Genomic DNA, 22850 nt, shown 5'->3' with positions numbered 1-22850 from the left:
TACGGGCCCGCGTCTTTGTCCGGTGACGCGTTCCTGCGGTGCTGCTCCGACGCGGTGAGGCGTCAGGCGCCGAGGATCTCGCGTGCCAGCTTGGCGGTCTCGGTCGGCGTCTTGCCGACCTTGACGCCGGCGGCCTCGAGGGCCTCCTTCTTCGCCTGCGCGGTGCCGGAGGAGCCGGAGACGATGGCGCCGGCGTGGCCCATGGTCTTGCCCTCGGGGGCGGTGAAGCCCGCGACGTAACCGACGACCGGCTTGGTGACGTTCTTCGCGATGAAGTCCGCCGCACGCTCCTCGGCGTCGCCGCCGATCTCGCCGATCATGACGATCAGGTCGGTGTCGGGGTCGGCCTCGAACGCCTCGAGGGCGTCGATGTGCGTCGTACCGATGACCGGGTCGCCACCGATGCCGACGGCGGACGAGAAGCCGATGTCACGGAGCTCGTACATCATCTGGTAGGTCAGCGTGCCGGACTTCGACACGAGACCGATGCGGCCCGGCTTGGTGATGTCGCCCGGGATGATGCCGGCGTTGGACTGGCCGGGGGTGATGAGACCCGGGCAGTTCGGGCCGATGATCCGGGTCTTGTTGCCCTTCGCGCCGGCGTACGCCCAGAAGGCGGCCGAGTCGTGGACGGCGATGCCCTCGGTGATCACGACGGCGAGCGGGATCTCGGCGTCGATCGCCTCGATGACGGCGGCCTTGGAGAAGGCCGGCGGCACGAAGAGGACGGACACGTTCGCGCCGGTCTTCTCCATCGCCTCGGCGACGGAGCCGAAGACCGGCACCTCGGTGCCGTCGAAGTCGACGGTCGTGCCGGCCTTGCGCGGGTTCACGCCGCCGACGATGTTGGTGCCGTCGGCGAGCATGAGCTTGGTGTGCTTCATGCCCGTCGAGCCGGTCATCCCCTGGACGATGACCTTGCTGTCCTTGGTGAGGAAGATAGCCATGGTGGTCTGAGTCCCTCTTCCTTACTTCGCAGCCGCGGCGAGCTCGGCGGCCTTGTCGGCCGCGCCGTCCATGGTGTCCACACGCTGAACGAGCGGGTGGTTGGCGTCGGAAAGGATCTTGCGACCCAGCTCCGCGTTGTTGCCGTCAAGGCGCACGACGAGCGGCTTGGTGACCGCTTCGCCCTTGCTCTTGAGCAGCTCCAGCGCCTGGACGATGCCGTTGGCGACCTCGTCGCAGGCGGTGATGCCGCCGAAGACGTTGACGAACACGGACTTGACGTCCGGGTCGCCGAGGATGATCTCCAGGCCGTTCGCCATGACCTCTGCGGAGGCGCCGCCACCGATGTCGAGGAAGTTGGCGGGCTTCACGTTGCCGTGGTTCTCACCGGCGTACGCGACGACGTCCAGGGTCGACATGACCAGACCGGCACCGTTACCGATGATGCCGACCTCGCCCTCGAGCTTGACGTAGTTGAGGTTCTTGGCCTTGGCGGCAGCCTCGAGCGGGTTGGCTGCGGCCTTGTCCTCGAGCGCCTCGTGACCCGGCTGACGGAAGTCGGCGTTCTCGTCGAGAGACACCTTGCCGTCCAGGGCCAGGATTCGGCCGTCCTTGGTCTTCACCAGCGGGTTGACCTCGACAAGGAGGGCGTCCTCGGCGACGAAGGTGTCCCACAGGGTCACCAGGGCCTCGGCGACACCCTCGGCCACGTCGGCCGGGAACTTCGCCTGGGCCACGATCTCCCGGGCCTTGACGATGTCGACCCCGTCGACGGCGTTGACCGGGACCTTCGCGAGGGCCTCGGGGGTCTTCTCCGCGACCTCCTCGATGTCCATGCCGCCCTGCACCGAGGCCATGGCCAGGAAGGTGCGGTTGGTCCGGTCGAGGAGGTACGAGACGTAGTACTCCGCCTCGATCTCCGGGGACAGCTCGGCGATCATCACCTTGTGGACCGTGTGGCCCTTGATGTCCATGCCGAGGATGTCGGTCGCCCGGGCGACCGCCTCGTCGGGGTTGGCGGCCAGCTTCACGCCACCGGCCTTGCCGCGGCCGCCGACCTTCACCTGCGCCTTGACGACAGACTTGCCGCCCAGCCGCTCGGTCGCCTCGCGGGCTGCCTCAGGCGTCTCGATCACTTCACCGGCCAGCACCGGTACACCGTGCTTGGCGAAGAGGTCCCTCGCCTGGTACTCGAACAGGTCCACGCGCGTCCGTCCCTTATCAAATGGTCTCGCGGTTGGTTTTCTGCGTGGGCGTGCCGCGAGGGGCAACGTGACTGCTCTGTCACAAGGAAGGCGCACACGGTGACCGAATACGCGGCATGTCCGTCTCGCAGGTTATCCCCGAGCCCCGCAGGACCCTAAATCGCAGATCACACCTGGGCGGTGATTACGGTCACAGATCACGCTGGTGGCCGGGTCGCAGTGGACAAAACGGCACGGGGGCGAGGGCAGGACTGCCGAACGCGGACCGGGCGGCCCCCTGCCCCGGACCCGGGTGGGTCCGGACCGTACGGGAGGCCGCCCGGCGAGTCACCCGGGGCAGTGAACCGGAGTGACAGGTGGTGCGGAAGGTGTTGTTACGGGTGGTGTTGTTGCAGGTGGTGTTGTTACGGGTGGTGCGGGAGGCCCTCTCAGATCCCCTGGAGCGGGTACCCCGGAGTGGTGACGGAGTGCGCCGGGTTCAGCGCCGAGACCGTCGCCGAGGCCGACGCCACGGTGTCGGAGACGTAGGCCGGAGTGACGGACGTCAGGCCCGCGGAGCCGTACGCAGCGTGCGCCACGGCCGGACGCGCGTCGTCGCCGACCGTGGACACGAGACCGCCGGCGAAGGGCCTGGCCTCGGAGCCGATGCCCTGGGCGAGCGGCATCACCTGGCTGGTGACCCCCTGGGCGAACGGGGCGACGGCGTCCCCGGTCAGGCCCTGGCCCAGCGGCTGGACCTCGGAGACGACGCCCTCGGCGAACGGCTGGACCGCACCGGTCACTCCGTACGCCAGCGGCTGGACCTCGGTCGTCACGCCCTGCACGAAGGGCGCGGCGGCCTGTGTCACGACTCCGTCGGCGAACGGCGGGACCTCGCCGGTGACGCCCTGGGCGAGGGTGGAGACGTCACCGAGCGCCTGCCCGACGACCGGCAGCACCGAGGAGACGGCATCGGCGACGAGGGGCGGCAGCACGGCGTCGGAGGTCTGCCCGACGACCGGAGCAGCCTGGGCGAGGACACCTTCGGCGGTGGTCCCGGCGGTGTCGAGTGCGTACGGCGCCGCGGTCTGCACGTATTCCTGGCCGATGCTCTGGCCGACGTGCTGACCGATGTCCTGGCCCATGTTCTGCCCGGCGTGCTGAACGGTGTTCTGCCCGTAGCCGGGGAGCTGCTCGATGGGGCCGAAGAGGTAGTCGACGGGCGCTTCGGGGGTAGAGGTGTCGACCGTGGTTCCCGCGGCCTTCCCGAGGGTACCGGCGGCCTCGTCCCGGACCTGCGAGGCGTGGCCGGCGAGGTCGGCGCGGTCCGCGAGGTCGGTGCTCTCGATCGCGTGGCCGGCGACGGCGTTCCGGGCGGCGGACGTCACGTCGGCCGCCGTCGCCCGGGCGGTGTCATGGAGGCCTCCTGCCTTGCCGGCGACGTCAGCACCGTCGACGCCGTCGATCACGTCGGCAGCATCGGCCGCGTGGTCGGGGGTGGACAGGGGGACGGAGACGGGCAGTTCGTCCGCGCTTGCGGCTGCGGTGCCCAGGGCCCACATACCGGTGGCCGTGGCAGCGACGGCTATGGAACGGCGGATGTTCTTGTGCATGTGTGTGTCAGATCCTTCGAATGTGTTCGGCGGTCCGGAGCGCGTCCGGACGGCGGGCAGACCTGTTCCGCCCCCGCGCGGCAGGTCGAGGCGGGGGAAAGGCCTGCCCTAGCCGGGAAATTCGAGGATCTCGCCTGATCTGTCACGGACCGGTGCGCCGGTCGCCGGAAGACCGGCGCCACGGACGAGTCCGAAGCAGGTGCCGTCCGCGAACGGAACGGCGTGCTGGTCGCCGCCTCGGGGCGGGTGGACCTCGGCGGGCACGGAACGACCTTGCCCGCCGTCAGGCCCGAAGGGCCCCCGGGGTGCCGGACGGTGGTCCGCCGCGGCCTCCCGGTGAGGGGCCGCCGCCGGCCCGCTCGACGCGGGGAACACGGCAGGCGCCGGGGTGATGAGGGAAACCGAGGCGGTGACGGGGCGGGGCGCGGCCGGGAAGCCCGGGGCGCCCCGGTCAGGCGCATCGGACACCGGTGCGGGACCGGCCTGCGACGCGGCCGGTGCCTCCGGCGCGGACGGCAATGACGGTATGGGCAGAGGCCGTTCGCCCGGGAGAGCCACCGTGATGTCTCGGAGACCGGTGACGGCCGCGCCGACGGTCTTCTCGACGACCTGGCCGACGGGCCGGGTCAGCTGCCGGACGGTGACCCGCCCGGACGGCACTTCCCCAACAGGCAGTGCTTCCCGTACCGGCGACACTTCCCGTACCGGCGGTGCGGGTGGAGTGGAGGCGGCCGGTGCCACCGCATCCGCTGCCGCGTCCCGCAACTGCCGGACCGGCTGGTGCGGCTGGTGCGGCTGTTGTTGGGCCGGTTGTTGGAGCAGTTGCTGTTCCGGATGTTGGACCAGTTGCTGATCCGGTTGCTGATCCGCCTGCGCACGCGTGCCGAAGAGCAGCCCCAGAGCCAGCAGGCCGCCGAGGAACAACACCACCTGCAGCGCGCGGCGGCCTGCCGCACCGCGCCGGAGGCGCGGGGCGGTGGCGGCACCGGCAACTGCTGTGGTCACGTGGGAGCGAGCCCTCTCAGGATGGCGCGGACCGCGGAATGCGATCCTCCGCGGACGTCGGGACGATGCTTGCACGAGGTGCCCGGGGGCACGCAAGTCCCCTGTTACTGATGAGTCTCCTTGTCCGGTATGGGCAGCGGCCGCTTCTCGATCGCGGCCGCCATCACGTCAGGGAAGAGATCCGGCGTACAGGCGAAGGCGGGAGCACCCAACGCAGAGAGCGCCGCCGCATGGTCGCGGTCGTAGGCGGGTGCACCCTCGTCGGAAAGGGCGAGCAGGGTCACGAACTGCACTCCGGACGCCTTCATCGCGGCGACCCGCTTCAGCATCTCGTTGCGGATACCGCCCTCGTAGAGGTCGCTGATGAGCACGACGACGGTGTCGGCGGGTCGGGTGATCCTGGACTGGCAGTAGGCGAGCGCCCGGTTGATGTCGGTGCCGCCGCCGAGCTGGGTGCCGAAGAGCACGTCGACGGGGTCGTCGAGCTGGTCGGTGAGGTCGACGACCGCCGTGTCGAAGACGACGAGCCTGGTCTGCAGCGAGCGCATGGAGGCGAGGACGGCGCCGAAGACGGAGGCGTACACGACGGAGGCCGCCATCGAGCCCGACTGGTCGATGCAGAGGATGACGTCCTTCTTCACGGACTGCGCGGCCCGCCCGTAGCCGATGAGCCGCTCGGGGACGATCGTGCCGGCCCCGTCCCCACCGGGGAGGGTCAGGTAGTTCTTGAGGTTGGCTCGGATGGTGCGGTCCCAGTCGATGTCGTGGTGCCGGGGCCGCGTGACCTTCGCGGATCGGTCCAGTGCGCCCGTCAGCGTCGCTCGGGTCCGGGTCGAGAGCTGCTGCTCCAGCTTCTCGACCACCTTGCGCACGACGGCTCTTGCCGTCTCCTTCGTCGTCTCCGGCATGGCCTTGTTGAGGGAGAGAAGGGTGCCGACGAGATGGACGTCCGCCTCGACGGCCTCCAGCATCTCCGGTTCGAGCAGGAGCGCGGAGAGGCCGAGGCGGTCGATGGCGTCGCGCTGCATGACCTGGACGACGGACGTGGGGAAGTACGTACGGATGTCGCCGAGCCAGCGGGCCACGGACGGGGCCGATGCCCCGAGTCCGGCCGATCGTCCGCTGCCGCCCCTGCCTCCGGGCCGGCCCCCGCTCCCGTACAGCGCGGTCAGCGCACCGTCCATCGCGGCGTCGCGGCCGGTGAGGGTGCATCCGGTGCTCTCCGCGCTCTCCGCACCCAGCACCATGCGCCACCGCCGCAGCCGTTCCCCGTCGCCCGGGGGGAGTGGTGGCGTCGGCGTTGTTGCCGCTGCCACGTCCACGGCGTCCGTGCCGATTCCTGTCGTCATCCCGTTGCCCCCAGCCGTTCCTCGTGGTTGTCGGGTGTCTCCGCCGTCGACACGACGGACACGACGTCCAGGCCCAGCAGCAGACGCAACACCGGCACCACCGCATCCGCGCGCACGCCGTCCAGGACCGGTCCGAATCCGGGCGCCGTGGACTCGCGCCCCGGCGCCGCCCCGGGGTCCTGGCCGGTGCCGGTGGCGGCCGGGCCCCGCCGGACGAGTTCACCCAGCGTGCGCCGCACGCCCGGCTCGTACGCCGAGAAGGTGCGGCGCAGCAAGGGCAGTACGTCGGTGAAGGTGTCCGCGGGAACACCGGTGAGCCAGGAGTCGACCAGGGCGAGGAGCCGCTCGTCGTGGACCAGGAGCATGCCGCCGCCTGACGCCCCGCCGACGAAGCCCTCGATCCACGCGGCGGCGTCGGCGGGTGGCGTGCCGGGTGACAGGGCGAGGCCCATCAGCCGGGCGGCATCGTCCTGCGCGAGGTGTCCCTCGTCGAGCAGCAGCCGGGCGGCCCGGCCCCGGATGACGCCGGCGACCGTGTCCCGGGCTGACAGCTTGTGGAGCACCGCCCTCCAGCGCTCGCGCAGACCGTCCGCGTTCTCCGGTACGGCGCCGGCCAGCAGTCCGATCGCCGTGTGGACGCCGTCCACCTGACCGCGCAGCGCGGCCGCCCCGTCCGCGTCGAGCCCGGTGCAGGCGGGCGGCAGTCCGACGCAGATCCGCTCGGCGAGCCCGGCCGCGACCTCGCCGAGCGCGGAGGTGTCCGTCGAACGGACGTCCCCGTAGCGGAGGGTGCGGGCCAGGGCCGGCAGGGCGTCGGCGAGGTGGCCGACATCGGCGTCGAGAGCGGCACGGTCGGCAAGGACCCGCATCACGACGGGCAGCGCCTCGGGCAGTCCGGCGAGCAGGCACCGTTCGGCTAGGGCGGTCACCTCGGCGAGGGCGGTGGCCGCCAAGGCCTCCGACTCGGCGCGTGCCGTGGCGGCGGAGAGCACGGTGGTGCCCCAGACACCCGCCTCCGCGACACGTACGTACAGCTCGGGCTCCCAGTGCAGCCGCCAGCTCTCCCGGAAGGTGCCGGTGCTCCCCCGGCCTGCGGCGGGTTCGCCCCAGCCGATGCCGAGGAGGCGCAGTCGGTGCAGGAGCCGGCTGCGCGCCGCGTCGGTGTCCTTGCGGAGGTCGAGCTCCAACTCCCGTTCGGCGGCTTCCGGTTTGAGGCGGAGGGTGCGCTGCTGCCGGTTGAGGTCGCGCTGCAGTGGCACGGCGGGCGCGGTGTCCGGTACCTCTCCGAGTGTCACGCCGACGATCAGCCGGTCCCGGACGAGGGCGAGCGGCACGTCGGAGCCCTCGCACATCACGGCGCGGACGGCGTCGGTGGTCTCGCTCAGCCCGGCGAGCGGCCGGCCCCGCATGGCGGCGAGGGTGTCGGCGAGCCGGACCGCCTCGATGACATGGGCGGAGGACACGAACCGGTCCTCGTCGCGCAGGAGTCCGGCGACCTTGGTCATCCAGCGCTCGACCGGGCGGTCCGGGGAGGCGAAGAGGTGCTCGTACCAGCCGGGCGAGTCGATCCCGGCCCCGTATCCGCTGTGCCGGGCGAGCCGCTGATGGGTCCAGGGGACCCAGGTCAGCTCGGCCTTGACCTTGGGGAGGCCCTTGAGGAGCGCGCGGTCGGCGGTCTGCGTCGTCCTCGCTTCGAGTGCGGGAACATGCCAGGCCCCGCAGACCACGGCGAACGCGCCGCCGAACTCCTTGCGAGCGGCGCGGAGCTGAAGGCGCATGTACGCCTCCCGGACCGCGTCCCTGGGGTGTCCGCCGTCGCCGTACACCTCGCGCAGAGCGGTCATCGCATCGCCGAGCGCGGAGAAGGCGGCCAGCGGGTCGGCGGCTGCGGCGCCGGGACCGCCGGGACCGCCGGGACCGCCGGGGACACGGTGTTCGACGGCGTCCTCCCACCAGCGCTCGGGGTCGTCGTAACCCGCCGTCTCGGCCAGCACCCGGATCGGGTCGACGGGAACGGGCCGGGGCTCGTCGTCCCGCTCCGGGCGGCCGTCCCGCTCCCCCTCCTCCGCCATGGCCAGGGAGTGCGCCGCGGGCAGGTCGATGAAGCGGACCGGGACTCCGTGCGCCAGGGCCCAGCGGATCGCGACCCATTCGGGCGAGAACGAGGCGAGCGGCCAGAACGCCGCCCGGCCCGGGTCGTCCACCGCATGGGCGAGCAGGGCGACGGGCGGCCGCATCTGCTCGTCGGCGGCGAGCGGCAGCAGCGCGTCCGCCTCGGGCGGGCCCTCGATGAGCACCGCCTGCGGACGGGCCGCGTCGAGGGCGGCACGGACAGCGCGGGCGGACCCCGGGCCGTGGTGCCGCACCCCGAGCAGCAGCGGCCCCGACGGGCGCGCGGCGGTCATACCGAGACCTCACGGCATGCGCGGTAGAAGTCCTTCCAGCCGTCCCGCTCGCGCACCACCGTCTCCAGGTACTCCTGCCAGACCACGCGGTCGGCCGCCGGATCACGGACGACGGCGCCGAGGATGCCGGCGGCCACGTCACCGGGGCGGAGCACGCCGTCGCCGAAGTGGGCGGCAAGGGCCAGGCCGTTGGTGACGACGGAGATGGCCTCGGCGGTGGACAGTGTCCCCGAGGGGGACTTGAGCTTGGTCCGGCCGTCGGTGGTGACTCCGTCGCGCAGTTCGCGGAAGACCGTGACCACGCGGCGGATCTCCGCGAGGCCGTCGGGCGCGGGCGGCAGGTCGAGCGAGCGCCCGACCTGGTCGACGCGCCGCGAGACGATGTCGACCTCCGCCTCGGGAGTGGCGGGCAGCGGCAGCACCACGGTGTTGAAGCGGCGGCGCAGCGCGCTGGACAGCTCGTTGACCCCGCGGTCGCGGTCGTTGGCCGTGGCGATGACGTTGAAGCCGCGGACGGCCTGGACCTCCTGGCCCAGTTCGGGCAGCGGCAGGGTCTTCTCCGACAGGATCGTGATCAGTGAGTCCTGCACATCGGCGGGGATGCGGGTGAGTTCCTCGATCCGGGCGGTCATGCCCTCGGACATGGCGCGCATCAGCGGACTGGGCACCAGCGCGTCACGACTGGGGCCGTGCGCGAGCAACCGGGCGTAGTTCCATCCGTAGCGGACGGCTTCCTCGGGTGTGCCCGCCGTGCCCTGGACGAGGAGGGTCGAGTCGCCGCTGACGGCGGCCGCGAGATGCTCGGACACCCAGGTCTTGGCGGTGCCGGGCACGCCGAGGAGCAGCAGCGCCCGGTCGGTGGCGAGTGTGGTGACGGCGACCTCCACGAGGCGGCGCGGGCCCACGTACTTGGGCGTGATCACCGTGCCGTCGGGCAGGGTGCCACCGAGCAGATACGTGGCGACGGCCCACGGCGACAGTCGCCAACGCTCGGGCCGGGGGCGGTCGTCGGCGGCGGCGAGCGCCTTCAGCTCGTCGGCGAAGGCGTCCTCCGCATGCGGGCGCAGGACTTCGGCGCCGATGGCTGCGGTGGTTTCGGACACGGTCATGGATCCCCCTCCAGATCGGTCGACCTGATGTGGTTCCCACCGTGCACCATGGCACTGACAATCGACCTTCCCGCAGGTCAGGGACCATTGTCAGTGGTGCGGCCTACCGTCGTTCCCATGCTGCTGACTGACGGGGGAGAACCCTTGGGCGCCGCTGCTCCGGCGGCGCGCTGGACCGTGGAGCAGGTCCTGGCCCTGGCTCCTGACGACGCTTCACGCAAGGCGGGGAACAAGCTGGGTTCGGCCGGCCCGTGGTCGGACACCGGAAGGGACGTTTCGGGCGCGGTGTGGGGGCTGTGCCGGGGAAGTGGGAGCAAGCCCTACCGGACGGTCGTCGACACCACGGGGCCTGCGTACAAGTGCAGTTGCCCCAGCCGCAAGTTCCCGTGCAAGCACGCGCTCGGTCTGCTGCTCCTCCTCGCTTCCGACGGGTCGGCGCTGCCCGCCGGCGAGCCGCCCGACTGGGCCGGTGAGTGGCTGGCGGGCCGTCGCGCCCGCGCCGAGGTCAGGGAGAAGGCTGCGGGCAGTGGTCCGGCCGACCCCGAGGCCGCCCGGCGCCGTGCCGAGCGCCGGGCGGATCGGATCGACGGCGGCGCGCAGGAGCTGGAGCAGCGCCTGACCGACCTGCTGCGCGGCGGGCTGGCCGCAGCCGAGCAGTCGGGGTACGGGCTGTGGGACGAGACGGCCGCTCGCATGGTCGACGCGCAGGCGCCCGGTCTGGCCGGGCGGGTGCGGGAGTTGGGCGCGATCGCGGCCTCCGGCCCGGGCTGGCCGGTGCGGCTGCTGGAGGAGTGTGCGCTGCTCCATCTGCTGGACACGGCGTGGCTGGGCATCGACCGGCTCCCGCAGCCGCTCGCGGCGACGGTCCGCACCCGCGTGGGCCTGGCGGCCGCCGCGGAGGGGCCGCCGGTCCGTGACCACTGGCTGGTCCTCGCGCAGTACGACACACCCGAGGGCAAGATCGTCACCCGCCGCATCTGGCTGTACGGCAGGGACTCGGGCCGCATCGCGCTGCTGCTGTCCTTCGGGGCCGCCGGGCGCTCCCCCGGACAGGCGCTGCCGGTGGGCGTCACGCTCGACGCCGAGGTCACGCCCTACGGGGGAGCCGGGCAGCTGCGGGCGGAGCTGGGACCGCAGTTCGGCATGCCCGTGCCGACCGGTACACCACCGCCGGGTGTCCCCGTCACCGAGGCGATCGCCGCGTACGGCAGGGCGCTGAGCGACGACCCGTGGCTGGACTCCTGGCCGGTGACGCTGCGCGATGTCATACCCGTACCGTCCGCGGACGGCTGGCAACTGGCGGACGCGGAGGGCGATGCGGCCCTGCCGGTCGCCGCCGGCGCACTGTCCCGGCCCGGGCTGTGGAAGCTCGTCGCCCTCTCCGGCGGACGCCCGCTCACCGTCTTCGGCGAGTGCGGTCACCGTGGCTTCGACCCACTCGCCGCCTGGCCGGCCAGGAGCGAGGGCGGCGACGCCGGGTCGCCGGATCCGTCGTCGCGCGCCCGGCCGGACGCCGTCGCAGCCGCCGAAACCGTGCCGCTCATCTGACCCGAGGAGGAGGAGCGATGTCCCGTACCACCACGACCACGAACACGACTGCGCCCAGGACCGCACCCACGACCGCACCCCGGACCGGTGCTTCAACCACCGCGCCCGCCGGAGGGCCCGTGCCTCCGCCGTGGGAGGAGCTCGTCACCTCGGCGCTGCTCGGCACGGACCGCCGCCCGCCCGGGACGCCGTCCGGCACCGGGCCGGACGGCGCAGCGGCCGCGCTGCTGGACGCCGCGGCGCTGCACACCGTGCGGCGCCGGGCGGGTCTGCTGCCCGCCCCCGCCGCGCCCCGCCCCGATCCCGCACCCGCCGACCCGCGTCCGGAGCTGCCGGAGGCCGCCCGGAGCCGGCTTGCGCAGCTGCTCGCGGACCGGGCGGCGCCGAGCGGCTCGGGCGGCAGGCGCGGCACGGCTCCCGATCTCATGGAGCTGCTCCCGCAGTGGCTCGCCACCGCCGGTCTGCATGGATACCGGGCACCGGACGCCGCATTGCCGCCCCTGCTGGACGCGGCCCGGGCGCGGACCGATCTGCGGCCCCAGGCCCTGGCGTTCGCCGGGCTGCGCGGGCTGTGGCTGGCCCGGCTGAACCCCGAGTGGAAGTTCGCACTGCGCGGAGCGTCCGGCAGTGCGCTGCTGCCCGACGTGACGGACCCGGAGGCGGTGCGCCGGCTGTGGGAGGAGGGCCTGTTCGCCGAACGCGTCGCCCTGCTGTCCGCCGTACGGGCACATGACGCGGATGCCGCCCTCGCCCTGCTCGCCACCACCTGGTCCACGGAGCGGGCAGAGGACCGGCTGATGTTCATCGACTCGCTGCGCACCGGGCTGTCCGGAGCCGACGAGGAGTTCCTGGAGCAGGCCCTCGCCGACCGCAGCCGCAATGTGCGCGCCACGGCCGCCGACCTGTTGTCCGCGCTCCCCGCATCGGCGCTGGCCCACAGGATGGCGGCCCGCGCCCTGTCCTGCGTGAGCCCCGGCCTCACCGGCACCGGACCGTCCGTGGCCGTGGAGGCCCCGCACGAATGCGATGCGGCGATGCAGCGCGACGGGGTGGTGGCGCTCCCGCCGTCCGGGCGGGGCGAACGGTCGTGGTGGCTGGGACAACTGGTGGAGTCGTCCCCGCTGTCCGTGTGGCCGGCGCGGCTCGGCGGCCGCGGCGCCCGGGAGATCGTCGCGCTGCCCGTGGCCGACGGCTGGGGCGAGGAACTGCACGCGGCCTGGTGCCGGGCGGCGGTGCGCCAGCGCGACCCCGAGTGGGCGCGGGCTCTGCTCGGCGCCCCCTCCACCCCTCCGTCGAACGGCCCCGGTACGGCGTCGCTCGCCGAGCGGTCGAAGCTTCTGGCCGTCCTGCCCGCCGCCGAACGGGCCGACTGGGTGGCCGGGTTCATCGCGGCCCACGGCCTGTCGGAGGCGTTCCAGCTGCTGGGGGTCTGCCCGACGCCGTGGGCGGAGCCGCTCGGGCGGTCCGTCGTGGACGCCCTCGACATCGCCCGGGACGCGGGCAGCTACCCCTGGAGCTTCAGCGGGGTGATGGGCCTCGCCGAGCGCTGTCTGAACCCGGCCGAGGCGGACCGGCTCGAGGTCCTCACCACGACGCCCGACGAACCCGCGGACGCCTCACCGGGTGCGAACGGCTACTGGTCGGAGGCGTTCCAGCGCCTGGTCTCCACCTTGCGGCTGCGCGCGGCGATGGACCTGGAGCTCACACCGGACCGCCGCCTCTGAGGCGGCGGGCGGTGCATTGCCGTGCCGGCCCGGCCGCGGGGCGGGCACAGCGCGCTGCGCCCGCGCCCCTGGGGGCTGAGGACCGGCGACCGGCCGCGACCCACTCGAACCTCCGCCGGACCAGGAGCCCGAGGTCCAGACCCACCGGTTCGGGACTCCCCGCTCAGGGCTCCCCGCTCAGGCCTCCGCCGCCTGGCGGACGTTCGCGTTGACCCAGTCGACGATCGCGACCGTCGTCGCGCCCGGTGTGAAGATCTCGGCGACGCCCTGCTCCTTCAGCGGGGCGATGTCCGCCTCCGGGATGATGCCGCCGCCGAAGACCTTGATGTCCGCCGCGTCGCGCTCCTTCAGCAGCTCGATCACCTTGGCGAAGAGCGTGTTGTGTGCACCGGAGAGGATCGAGAGCCCGATGGCGTCGGCATCCTCCTGGATCGCGGTGTCCACGATCTGCTCGGGCGTCTGGTGGAGCCCCGTATAGATGACCTCCATACCCGCGTCACGCAGCGCCCGCGCGATCACCTTGGCCCCACGGTCATGGCCGTCGAGGCCCGGCTTGGCCACCACCACACGGATCGGACCGGTCACACCCATCACTGCCTCCACATGCGTCTCCCGTGCCTGAAGGCCAGGGAATGTGAACGAACGTTATCCACAGCATCCCGCAAGCCGCCGTTTCGCGGTGGACGGGGAGGGGGAAATCACACGTGGGACATGTTCACCGGGCACCGTTCCCGCAGCACGCGGCAGTCCTGCCGTGCGGGACCGGCTGTCAGGGGAGCCGCAACGAGGTCGCCGTTCCACCGCGCCGTCAGCCGCACGGCACGGTGGTACGGCTCACCACCTGCCCGTCCGCCGGTCACCGATGGTGATCCGGAGGGCACGGCGGGCGGCGAGTCCCGGACGGCGACCGGCCGGCCCGGACCTCCGGCGTGGCGCCTCACAAGGGCATACGGGGCAGCGAGCCGCTTCTCCCCTGGTGCCGGAGCAGGAGGTCACCATGAAGACCCTGCCTTTTCTTCCCCTACTGCTGCGCCGGCTGTGTACGGGCACCGCGTGGCTGCCGTCCGCGTGGCTGCCGTCCGCCCGGATCCCGTCCACCCGGCTGTCCGCCGCGCTGCTGAAGGCAACCGCCCTTGAGCTGGTGGTGCTCGCAGGGCACGCGCTCCTGTATCCCACCGGCATCACCGGCGAGCGGCACCCCGCGGCCGGAACCACACCAGAATCGGCAACAGGCACGACCACAGCCGCGCCAACCGGAACGACGGCCGGCACGCCTGGACGATCCGGCCCGGCATCCGCACCCACGACCGCCCCCGTCCCCGTCCCCGCAGGAACCTCCGCCCTGCCCACCGGGCGCCCCGACCGGCCGCCCGTCGTGCTGCTGCACGGCTTCATCGACAACCGCTCCGTTTTCGTCCTGCTGCGCCGCTCACTGGCCCGGCACGGCTGGCACCATCTGGAGTCGCTCAACTACTCCCCGCTGACCTGCGACATCCGCACGGCCGCCGAGCTGCTCGGCCGGCACATCGAGGAGATCTGCGCCCGCACCGGCCAGCGCGAGGTCGACATCGTCGGGCACAGCCTCGGCGGCCTGATAGCGCGCTATTACGTCCAGCGACTGGGCGGTGACCGGCGGGTCCGCACCCTCGTCACCCTCGGCACGCCGCACGGCGGCACCGCCGTCGCCCCGCTGGCAGGCGCCCACCCCATCGTGCGCCAGATGCGCAGCGGTTCGGCGCCGATCGAGGAGCTGCGGCTCCCCGCGCCCGGCTGCCGCACCCGGTTCGTCAGCTTCTGGAGCGAGCTGGACCAGGTCATCGTCCCCGTCGAGGCGGCCTGCATCGACCACCCGGACCTCGACGTGGTGAACGTACGCGTCAGCGGGGTCGGCCATCTCGCGCTGCCCGTGCATCCGGCCGTGGCCGCCGCCATCCGCCGGGCGCTCGATGCCCACGCGTCGGCCCACGGGTCGGCCGACGCCGCCTCCGTGGCCTGAATCTGCCGCATTTCCGAAGGCTCACCCCGCACCGTCAGCACCTCACCTCTCCCACAAATAGAACGAGTTTCGAACATAGAGCCAAGGCTGTGTGAGCAGCCCGTCGAAAGGCGGCCGATTGCCCGTTTCCTGAGCGCTCGGAAGGCGTCGAAGATTGTCGGCGTCGCGTACCGCCGGGTACAGTCGCGGCCACTGCTTCCCCCGGAGTCCTCATCGGACCCCGGAAACACTGGTCCTGCTGTCGAGGCGAGAGAGAAGTTGGTGAACGACCAGCACCCCCACACCGGGTACGCCGGATACGACGGCCACTCCATGGGCGGCTTCGACAGCGACCCGCTCTTCGGCTCTCTCCCCGGCGACTACGACGCCTCGTACGACACCACGACGGCCTATGCCGCCCCCTACGGCACCGGCCAGGCCGACTACAGCGGCACGTACGACGCCTCCCAGTGGGACACGGGCGCGCACCGCACAGCCGAGTACGGCCACTCCGCCGACTATCCGGCCCACACCGCGCAGCCGCAGCAGTACCCGTACGACACCGGCCCGCAGTACGACACCGGCGCGACCTGGATCCCTGCGGACGGCGGCTACGGCCACACGATCCCGGCCCAGCACGGCGCCCCGGACGCCTCAGGCCAGTGGGACACGACCGCCTGGCACCAGAACGGCCAGTGGGCCGACACCGGAACAGCGGGATACGACACCGGCGCGTACGACGCCACCGCCTGGAACACCGGCGCCACGCCCGAGCACGAACAGCAAACCGTGCACACCGCGGCGACGCCGCACGCATCCGAACAGACGGCCCAGCATCCGTACGCAGTCAACGAGGCATACGAGCAGCAGGCCTCCCCCACGACGACGCACGAAGCGGCGTACGAGCAGCAGGCCTCCTACGATCCCTACGATCCGTACGAGCCCTACCGGACCGCCGAGTTCAGCCTCCCGGAGACGGACCCCGACGCCGAGGCCACCGACGGCACCCGGTCCGAGGCCGACGATCAGACCGACGGTCACGAATCCGCGCCGGCCGCCGGCCACCGCCCCGCAGGCCGCCCCGTCACCCGCAGCGGTGGCGGAAGCCGCAGCCGCAGGCGCTCCCCCGCGAAGCGTTCCGCACTCCTCACCGTCGCTGTTCCGTCCGCCTGCGTGATGAGCGTGGCGGGCATCGCCGCAGCGTCCGTGGGCGGAATGGGCGCCGGCGAGGAGAAGAAGGACGAGACCACGTCGATGGCGGCCGCCGACCCCGGCACGGTCAAGCCCGTCGCGGCCAACAACAAGCTGGACACCCAGCTGGCCAACCTCAGCGCAGACGCGGAGAACTTCGCCGATCGCGCCAGCCGCACCCAGGAGCGCATCGACCTGAAGGCGCGGCAGGCCGCCGAGAAGAAGAAGCGTGCGGAGGAGGCCGCCCGCAAGGAGGCCCTGCGCCCCAAGTTCGTCATGCCGGTCACCAATCACCGGCTCAGCGCGTACTTCGGCCAGGCGGGCGTCAACTGGATGTCCGTGCACACGGGCATCGACTTCCCCGTCGACTACGGCACGCCGGTGATGGCGGCGACCGACGGCACCGTCCGTACGCAGTTCAACACCGCCTACGGGAACATGGCCATCGTCACCGCGGCCGACGGCACCGAGACCTGGTACTGCCACCTCAGCAGCACCCGGATCCGCTCGGGCTCGGTCAAGGCCGGTGACGTCATCGCGCACTCCGGCGACTCCGGCAACTCGACCGGCCCGCACCTGCACTTCGAGGTGCGGCCCGGCGGCGGCGCGGCCATCGACCCGCTGCCCTGGCTGCGCAGCCACAACGTCAACCCGAACTGATCCGCGGGCGGCGGTTGGCCGCCCGCGGGAGATCCCGAGAGCGCTAGGGCGTGTTCCGAAAGTCCCGCCTGCCCGGCGGCGTCTGGCACGCACGCTCGCCGCGTTGTCGGGATCACCCCGATACAACCAGTATCGGGGCGACCCTCCGCCTTGCGATCGCACGCACCAGACGCCGCCGGGCCCGCCCTTCGGGCGGACGGCGCTACTTTCGAAACACGCCCTAGAGCTTCTCGACCGGTGCGTATCGCAGCAGCAGCTTCTTCGGCCGTTCGTCCCCGAAGTCGACCGTGGCCTTCGCCTGGTCCCCGATGCCTTCGACCGCCGTCACCGTGCCCAGACCGAACTGGTCGTGGGTGACCCGGTCGCCGGCCACCAGCGTGATCGTCGGCTTGTCCGAGGTCCGCCGGGTCGCGAAGCCCGAGGGGCCGGAGCGCGAGCGGGACGCGGAGAGCGACGAGGTGATGCCCGCCGTCGGTCCCGCCGGGGCCGCCATCGGGCCCTTGCGCTTCCACTCCAGGTGCTGGTCCGGGATCTCCTCCAGGAACCGCGACGGCGGGTTGTACGAGGGCTGGCCCCATGCGCTGCGCATCGCCGCCCGGGTGAGATAGAGCCGCTCGCGGGCGCGCGTGATGCCGACATAGGCGAGCCGGCGCTCCTCCTCCAGCTCCTTGACCTGTCCCAGCGCGCGCATGTGCGGGAAGACGCCGTCCTCCATGCCGGTCAGGAAGACCACGGGGAATTCGAGGCCCTTGGCGGTGTGCAGCGTCATCAGCGTGACGACACCGGAGCCGTCCTCGTCCTCGTCGGGGATCTGGTCGGCGTCCGCGACGAGCGCGACCTTCTCCAAGAACTCGGCGAGCGTGCCCGTGCCCTCCTCCTCCGCCCGCTCCTGCTCGAACTCGAGCGCCACGGAGGCGAGTTCCTGAAGGTTCTCGATCCGGGTCTCGTCCTGCGGGTCGGTGGACGCCTGGAGTTCGGCGAGATAGCCGGTCCGCTCCATGACGGCCTCCAGCACGACGGCCGGTCCGGCGCCGGACTCCACGATCGTGCGGAGCTCCTCCATCAGCGTGTTGAACCGCTTCACCGCGTTCGACGAGCGGGCAGCCATGCCGTACGCCTCGTCGACACGGCGCAGCGCCTGCGGGAAGGAGATCTTCTCGCGCATCGACAGGGCGTCGATCATCGCCTCGGCCCGGTCGCCGATGCCGCGCTTGGGCACGTTCAGGATGCGCCGCAGCGGGACGGTGTCCTCGGGGTTGGAGAGGACCCGGAGGTAGGCCAGGACGTCCCTGACCTCCTTGCGCTCGTAGAAGCGCACGCCGCCGACGACCTTGTAGGGCAGACCGACGCGGATGAAGATCTCTTCGAAGACTCGGGACTGGGCGTTCGTACGGTAGAAGACGGCGACGTCGCCCGCCTTCGCGTCCCCGGCGTCCGTGAGCCGGTCGATCTCGTCCGCGACGAACTGCGCCTCGTCGTGCTCGGTGTCCGCGACGTATCCGGTGATCCGGGCGCCGGTGCCGGCGTTGGTCCAGAGGTTCTTCGGGCGACGGCTCTCGTTGCGCTCGATGACGGCGTTGGCCGCGGACAGGATCGTCTGCGTGGAGCGGTAGTTCTGCTCCAGCATGATCGTCGTCGCGTCCGGGTAGTCCTCCTCGAACTGGAGGATGTTGCGGATGGTCGCGCCACGGAAGGCGTAGATCGACTGGTCCGCGTCACCCACGACGCACAGCTCTGCGGGGGCGTCCTCGGGACCGGCCGGGCCGACCAGCTCCCGCACGAGGGTGTACTGGGCGTGGTTGGTGTCCTGGTACTCGTCGACCATGACGTGCCGGAAGCGGCGGCGGTAGTGCTCGGCGACGTCGGGGAACGCCTGGAGCAGGTGCACCGTCGTCATGATGATGTCGTCGAAGTCCAGGGCGTTGGCCTCGCGCAGCCGGGACTGGTACAGCGCGTAGGCATGGGCGAGGGTCTTCTCGAAGCCGTCCGTGGCCTGACCGGCGAAGGTCTCCTCGTCGATCAGCTCGTTCTTCAGGTTGGAGACCTTCGCCGTGAACGACTTCGGCGGGAAGCGCTTAGGGTCGAGGTCGAGATCGCGGCATACCAGGGCCATGAGGCGCTTGGAGTCGGCGGCGTCGTAGATCGAGAACGACGAGGTGAAGCCGAGCCGCTTCGACTCGCGGCGCAGGATCCGTACGCACGCGCTGTGGAAGGTCATGACCCACATGGCGTTGGCCCGCGGCCCGACGAGCTGCTCGACGCGCTCCTTCATCTCGCCCGCGGCCTTGTTGGTGAAGGTGATCGCCAGGATCTGGCCCGGGTGCACCCCGCGCTCGGCCAGCAGGTGGGCGATGCGGTGGGTCAGCACCCGGGTCTTGCCCGAACCGGCACCGGCGACGATGAGCAGCGGGGACCCGGCGTGCACGACGGCTGCGCGCTGCTCGGTGTTCAGCCCGTCGAGCAGCGCGGCGGCATCGACGACCGGGCGGTGGGCCCCGTCGCGGTAGTACGCGTCGCGGGGCGGCGGGGGCCCGTCGAAAACGCCCGCGAAGAGGTCCTCCGGCACCGCTTCGGGTGCGGAGTCCTCGGGGGGCGGCGGGGGCCCTTCCTCCGTGTGCTGGAGGCCGGCCAGGAAACTGTCGTCAAAGAGGCTGCTCATCGCTGTCCGAGTCTAGGGCGCCGCACTGACACTCCGGGCCCGAGTGACCAACCACGCACTCACGACCGGACACACAGAGCGAGCGGCGGACCGCACGGCGTGGGGGAATTCCAGGTCCACCGGGCCCACAGCACCCCGATCCGTCGAGGTCACGAAAATGTATCGGGCATATCGAACATCAACCTTCACAGCGGCACCATGAGTTGGCTAGCGTGCTCGTTCGGGCGGCCCGTACCCCCAGAGGCGATCCACGCCGACCGGGCGTCCACGCCGAATCCGGGCTGCCCGCATCAGGAGTCCGGAACCGGGGACCCACACGCATCACCGGGGTGAATCGGTCCGAATCCCCCACCAGGACCGTAGGGCAGCCTTCCGTTCCGCCCGAACCCGACAGCTAACCCGGTAGGCGGTCCACGGAAGGAGATGCCGGCCTTGGCGTCGCATCGCAAACCGCGCACCCTGGTGCGCAACACCGGCCCCGCCGTCGGGCTCACGACCGCCGCGCTGGCGTCGGTGACTCTGCTGTCCACGCAGAGCGCACTGGCCGCCCCGGCCCCCAAGCCCAGCATCGAGGACGTGCAGAAGAAGGTCGACGACCTCTACCGCCAGGCGGGCACCGCGACCCAGCAGTACAACCAGGCGAAGGAGGCGACGACCAAGCAGCGCTCCAAGGTGGACACCCTGCTGGACGACGTCGCCCGGCGCACCGAGAAGCTGAACGAGGCCCGCAGGACACTCGGCACCTATGCCGCCGCCCAGTACCGCGGCGGCGCCCTCGCCCCGACCGCCACCTTCTTCCTGGCCGACGACCCGCAGTCGTTCTTCGACCAGACCCATCTCATGGACCGGATGACCGAGCGCCAGACGCTGGCCGTTTCGGACTTCCGTACGCAGCAGGCGAAGGCGTCCAAGCAGCGGGCCGAGGCCGTGGCGAGCCTGGAGACGCTCACCGAGTCGCAGGCGACGCTGCGCACCAGCAAGCAGAACGTCCAGACGAAGCTGTCCGAGGCCCGCAGCCTGCTGTCGAAGCTGACCGCCGAGGAGAAGGCGCGTCTGGCGGAGCTGGAGCGCAAGAAGGAGGCGGAGGCCAAGCGCAAGGCTGCGGAACTGGCGAAGAAGCAGGCCGCCGCGAAGGCCGAGGCTGCCCGCAAGGCCGAGGAGGCCGCCAAGGAGGCGGACACCGGAAGCGGTACGGACACCGGAAGCGGGACCGGCACCGGCACCGGCACGGGTTCCGGGACCGACGCCTCGACCAAGGCCGAGAAGGTCATGGCGTTCGCCAGGGCGCAGCTCGGCAAGCCGTACGTCTGGGGGGCCACCGGCCCGGCCTCGTACGACTGCTCGGGGCTCACCCAGGCGGCCTGGAAGGCGGCCGGCGTCGACATTCCGCGGACCACCTGGGACCAGGTGAACGTCGGCACCCGGATCGCCACGGCGGACCTGCAGCCCGGGGACCTGGTCTTCTTCTACGACGACATCAGCCACGTCGGCATCTACAAGGGCGACGGCATGATGATCCACGCGCCGAAGCCGGGGGCGAACGTGCGCGAGGAGTCGATCTTCTACATGCCGATCTACGGAAGCGTGCGACCGGGCTAGACGGGCTTCCAGACCCAAGCCCGGGTCCGAGCCCAAGCCCAGGTCATGAGAACGCCGCTGTCCGGACCCCATGGGGTTCGGACAGCGGCGTTCTCATGCGCCGGTGACACGGCTCAGGTCCAGAGCGTGGCGATGAAGATGTTGACGATCGTGAGTCCGCCGACCGCGGCGAAGAGGCCCTTGTCGACCTTCTCCTCGTCGCGCTTGACGTAGACGAGCCCGAGGATCACGACCAGGATCAGCAGCTTGATGCCGATCTTGACGTTGTTCACCGGGTGGTCGTCGGCCTGGTCGAGCCCGACCAGTGCGATTCCGGTGACCAGCATGGTCAGCGCGCCGTGCAGCATGGCCGGGACGAACCGTGCCGTGCCCGCACCCATCGCCTTCATCTGGGTGAGGAAACCGCCCAGCAGAGAGGCGATGCCGATGATGTGCAGGGCGACGAAGACATCGATGAGTACACGCATGGTTCCGCAGCCTAGCCCCGGCCATATCAGCACTCCGCAGCCCGGTCGACCTAAGTGACCACTTGACCGCGAGATGCACCAATTGCCTGACTCTGGTGCAATTTTTCCGATCATCCGGCGACAACGCAACGCCAAGTTAAGACAATAGGCGTCATTACAACTCTTTCCCGTGTCCCGGGTTTAGCGTCCCTGTCCAGGTGGCCGGCACACCGCCGATCCGCACCCGGACGGCGTTCCCGGTCACCCCGCCGAGGTTCGGCGGCGGGCCGCTCCCCCTGTTGGCGGCCCGCCGCCGGACCGGGCGGGCCCGTCGGTAGACCCCGGCGGGCCGTCGAAAGGAAGGACGCCCGCCCTCGTGGCAGCGCACCGGAAACCCAAGCAGCGCCCGTACACCGGCTCTGCTGCCCGCACCGCAGCGACGCTCGCCTTCGCCGGGGCCGCGACCGCCGCCGCGTTGCCGGGATCCGCGCACGCCGATCCGGCGCCGACCCCCGCCCAGGTGAAGGCCGAGGTGGACCGGCTGTACCGGGAGGCGGAGGTCGCCACCGAGCAGTACAACGGCGCGAAGGAGAAGGCCGCCGCCACCGCCAAGTCCGTGGACGCCCTGCGCGACGAGGCCGCCCGCAGGACCGACCGGCTCAACGCCGCACGCGACGCGCTGGGTTCGTACGCCGCCGCGCAGTACCGCTCCGGGGGCATCGACCCCGCCGTGCAGCTGGCGCTCTCCTCGGACCCCGACCAGTACCTCCAGCGCGCCTCGTACGTGGACCGGGCCGGCGAGCGGCGCGCCACCGAGGTCCGCGCCGTGCAGCGCCGCGTCGCGGACGTGGCCCAGGTCCGTGCCGAGGCCGCCGGTCAGCTGACCGAGCTCGCCGCCCGCCAGGCCGCCCTGAAGGAGCACAAGGCGACGGTCCGCACCAAACTCGCCGAGGCCCGACAGCTGCTCGCCCGCCTCTCCCCCGCCGAGCGCGCCTCCTACGACGCCTCCGAGGGCGGCCGCGGCGGCGCCCACGCCGACCGCAGCGCCCCGCGCGGCTCGGCCCAGGCGCCCAACGCCCGCGCCGCCGAAGCGGTCGCCTTCGCCTACACCGCCCTGGGCAAGCCCTACGTCTGGGGCGCCACCGGGCCCTCCTCGTTCGACTGCTCCGGCCTCACCCAGGCCGCCTACCGCTCCGCCGGCCTCTCGCTCCCCCGGACCACGTACACCCAGATCAACGCGGGCCGGCGCGTCGCACGCTCCGAACTCGCCCCCGGGGACCTGGTGTTCTTCTACTCGGGCATCAGCCACGTCGGCCTCTACGTCGGCAACGGCCAGATGATCCACGCCCCGCGCCCGGGAGCCCCGGTCCGCGTCGCACCGATCGACCAAATGCCTTTCGCGGGAGCGACCCGGGTGGCATAGGCTCCCGGCCGACGA

The 22850-nt window shown here is 71.8% G+C and carries 16 protein-coding genes and 1 riboswitch; of the genes, 6 read left to right on the top strand and 10 right to left on the bottom strand.

From position 1 onward, the window contains the following. Nucleotides 1–62: 62 nt before the first annotated feature. The 7 genes from sucD to SH922_RS24530 all read right to left on the bottom strand — a co-directional run bounded on the left by sucD (nt 63) and on the right by SH922_RS24530 (nt 9610). The gene (gene sucD / locus SH922_RS24560) at nt 63–947 is read right to left on the bottom strand and encodes a succinate--CoA ligase subunit alpha (protein ID WP_326738197.1); all 885 of its coding nucleotides are present in this window, start codon (nt 945–947) and stop codon (nt 63–65) included. Between the two features lie 21 nt (nt 948–968). Beyond that, nucleotides 969–2150 (bottom strand): ADP-forming succinate--CoA ligase subunit beta, encoded by a 1182-nt coding sequence (sucC, locus tag SH922_RS24555; RefSeq protein ID WP_393060004.1) that lies wholly within the window; start codon nt 2148–2150, stop codon nt 969–971. A gap of 428 nt (nt 2151–2578) precedes the next feature. After that, nucleotides 2579–3742 carry a hypothetical protein gene (locus SH922_RS24550; protein ID WP_393060003.1) on the bottom strand — a complete coding sequence of 388 codons (1164 nt, stop codon included), beginning with the start codon at nt 3740–3742 and terminating at the stop codon, nt 2579–2581. Between the two features lie 108 nt (nt 3743–3850). Further along, nucleotides 3851–4747 carry a hypothetical protein gene (locus SH922_RS24545; protein WP_393060002.1) on the bottom strand — a complete coding sequence of 299 codons (897 nt, stop codon included), beginning with the start codon at nt 4745–4747 and terminating at the stop codon, nt 3851–3853. Nucleotides 4748–4851: 104 nt separating this feature from the next. Continuing rightward, on the bottom strand, nt 4852–5994 hold the full coding sequence (locus tag SH922_RS24540; protein WP_393063676.1) for a vWA domain-containing protein: 1143 nt from the start codon (nt 5992–5994) through the stop codon (nt 4852–4854). A gap of 98 nt (nt 5995–6092) precedes the next feature. Then, nucleotides 6093–8501 carry a DUF5682 family protein gene (locus SH922_RS24535; RefSeq protein ID WP_393060001.1) on the bottom strand — a complete coding sequence of 803 codons (2409 nt, stop codon included), beginning with the start codon at nt 8499–8501 and terminating at the stop codon, nt 6093–6095. After that, nucleotides 8498–9610: an AAA family ATPase gene (locus SH922_RS24530; RefSeq protein ID WP_393060000.1), complete on the bottom strand. Its 1113-nt coding sequence runs from the start codon at nt 9608–9610 to the stop codon at nt 8498–8500. Before SH922_RS24530 ends, SH922_RS24535 begins: the two co-directional genes overlap by 4 nt. 117 nt (nt 9611–9727) lie before the next feature. Between SH922_RS24530 and SH922_RS24525 the strand changes: the two genes are divergently transcribed. After that, nucleotides 9728–11158 carry an SWIM zinc finger family protein gene (locus SH922_RS24525; protein ID WP_393059999.1) on the top strand — a complete coding sequence of 477 codons (1431 nt, stop codon included), beginning with the start codon at nt 9728–9730 and terminating at the stop codon, nt 11156–11158. Nucleotides 11159–11175: 17 nt separating this feature from the next. Further along, the gene (locus SH922_RS24520) at nt 11176–12882 is read left to right on the top strand and encodes a DUF5691 domain-containing protein (protein WP_393059998.1); all 1707 of its coding nucleotides are present in this window, start codon (nt 11176–11178) and stop codon (nt 12880–12882) included. 177 nt (nt 12883–13059) lie between these two features. On the opposite strand, the gene SH922_RS24515 is transcribed toward SH922_RS24520, so the two are convergent. Beyond that, on the bottom strand, nt 13060–13473 hold the full coding sequence (locus SH922_RS24515) for a cobalamin B12-binding domain-containing protein (protein ID WP_393059997.1): 414 nt from the start codon (nt 13471–13473) through the stop codon (nt 13060–13062). Between the two features lie 406 nt (nt 13474–13879). On the opposite strand from SH922_RS24515, the gene SH922_RS24510 reads away from it, so the two are divergent. Together SH922_RS24510 and SH922_RS24505 are read left to right on the top strand one after the other, a co-directional pair. Further along, a complete protein-coding gene (locus SH922_RS24510; RefSeq protein ID WP_393059996.1) occupies nt 13880–14878 on the top strand; it encodes an esterase/lipase family protein in 999 nt (332 codons plus the stop codon). Nucleotides 14879–15139: 261 nt separating this feature from the next. Then, complete coding sequence (locus tag SH922_RS24505) at nt 15140–16708, top strand: peptidoglycan DD-metalloendopeptidase family protein (RefSeq protein WP_393059995.1); 1569 nt, start codon at nt 15140–15142, stop codon at nt 16706–16708. Between the two features lie 220 nt (nt 16709–16928). On the opposite strand, the gene pcrA is transcribed toward SH922_RS24505, so the two are convergent. Further along, entirely contained in the window at nt 16929–19367 is a 2439-nt protein-coding gene (gene pcrA, locus SH922_RS24500) for a DNA helicase PcrA (RefSeq protein ID WP_393059994.1), read from the bottom strand. A gap of 258 nt (nt 19368–19625) precedes the next feature. Continuing rightward, a riboswitch (cyclic di-AMP (ydaO/yuaA leader) is annotated at nt 19626–19792 on the top strand. On the opposite strand from pcrA, the gene SH922_RS24495 reads away from it, so the two are divergent. Further along, nucleotides 19791–20966: an NlpC/P60 family protein gene (locus SH922_RS24495; protein ID WP_393059993.1), complete on the top strand. Its 1176-nt coding sequence runs from the start codon at nt 19791–19793 to the stop codon at nt 20964–20966. Its footprint overlaps the riboswitch before it by 2 nt. Nucleotides 20967–21079: 113 nt before the next feature. Here SH922_RS24495 and SH922_RS24490 read toward each other — a convergent pair whose 3' ends face one another. After that, entirely contained in the window at nt 21080–21433 is a 354-nt protein-coding gene (locus tag SH922_RS24490) for a hypothetical protein (RefSeq protein ID WP_136327614.1), read from the bottom strand. Nucleotides 21434–21788: 355 nt separating this feature from the next. Here SH922_RS24490 and SH922_RS24485 point away from each other — a divergent pair, with 355 nt between their 5' ends. Next, nucleotides 21789–22835: an NlpC/P60 family protein gene (locus SH922_RS24485; RefSeq protein ID WP_393059992.1), complete on the top strand. Its 1047-nt coding sequence runs from the start codon at nt 21789–21791 to the stop codon at nt 22833–22835. The last annotated feature ends 15 nt before the right edge of the window (nt 22836–22850 follow it).

The sequence above is a fragment of the Streptomyces sp. LN549 genome (assembly GCF_043203805.1).
In the GTDB taxonomy this organism is placed as follows: Bacteria; Actinomycetota; Actinomycetes; order Streptomycetales; family Streptomycetaceae; genus Streptomyces.
This window is presented reverse-complemented; position numbering and strand designations above follow the sequence as displayed.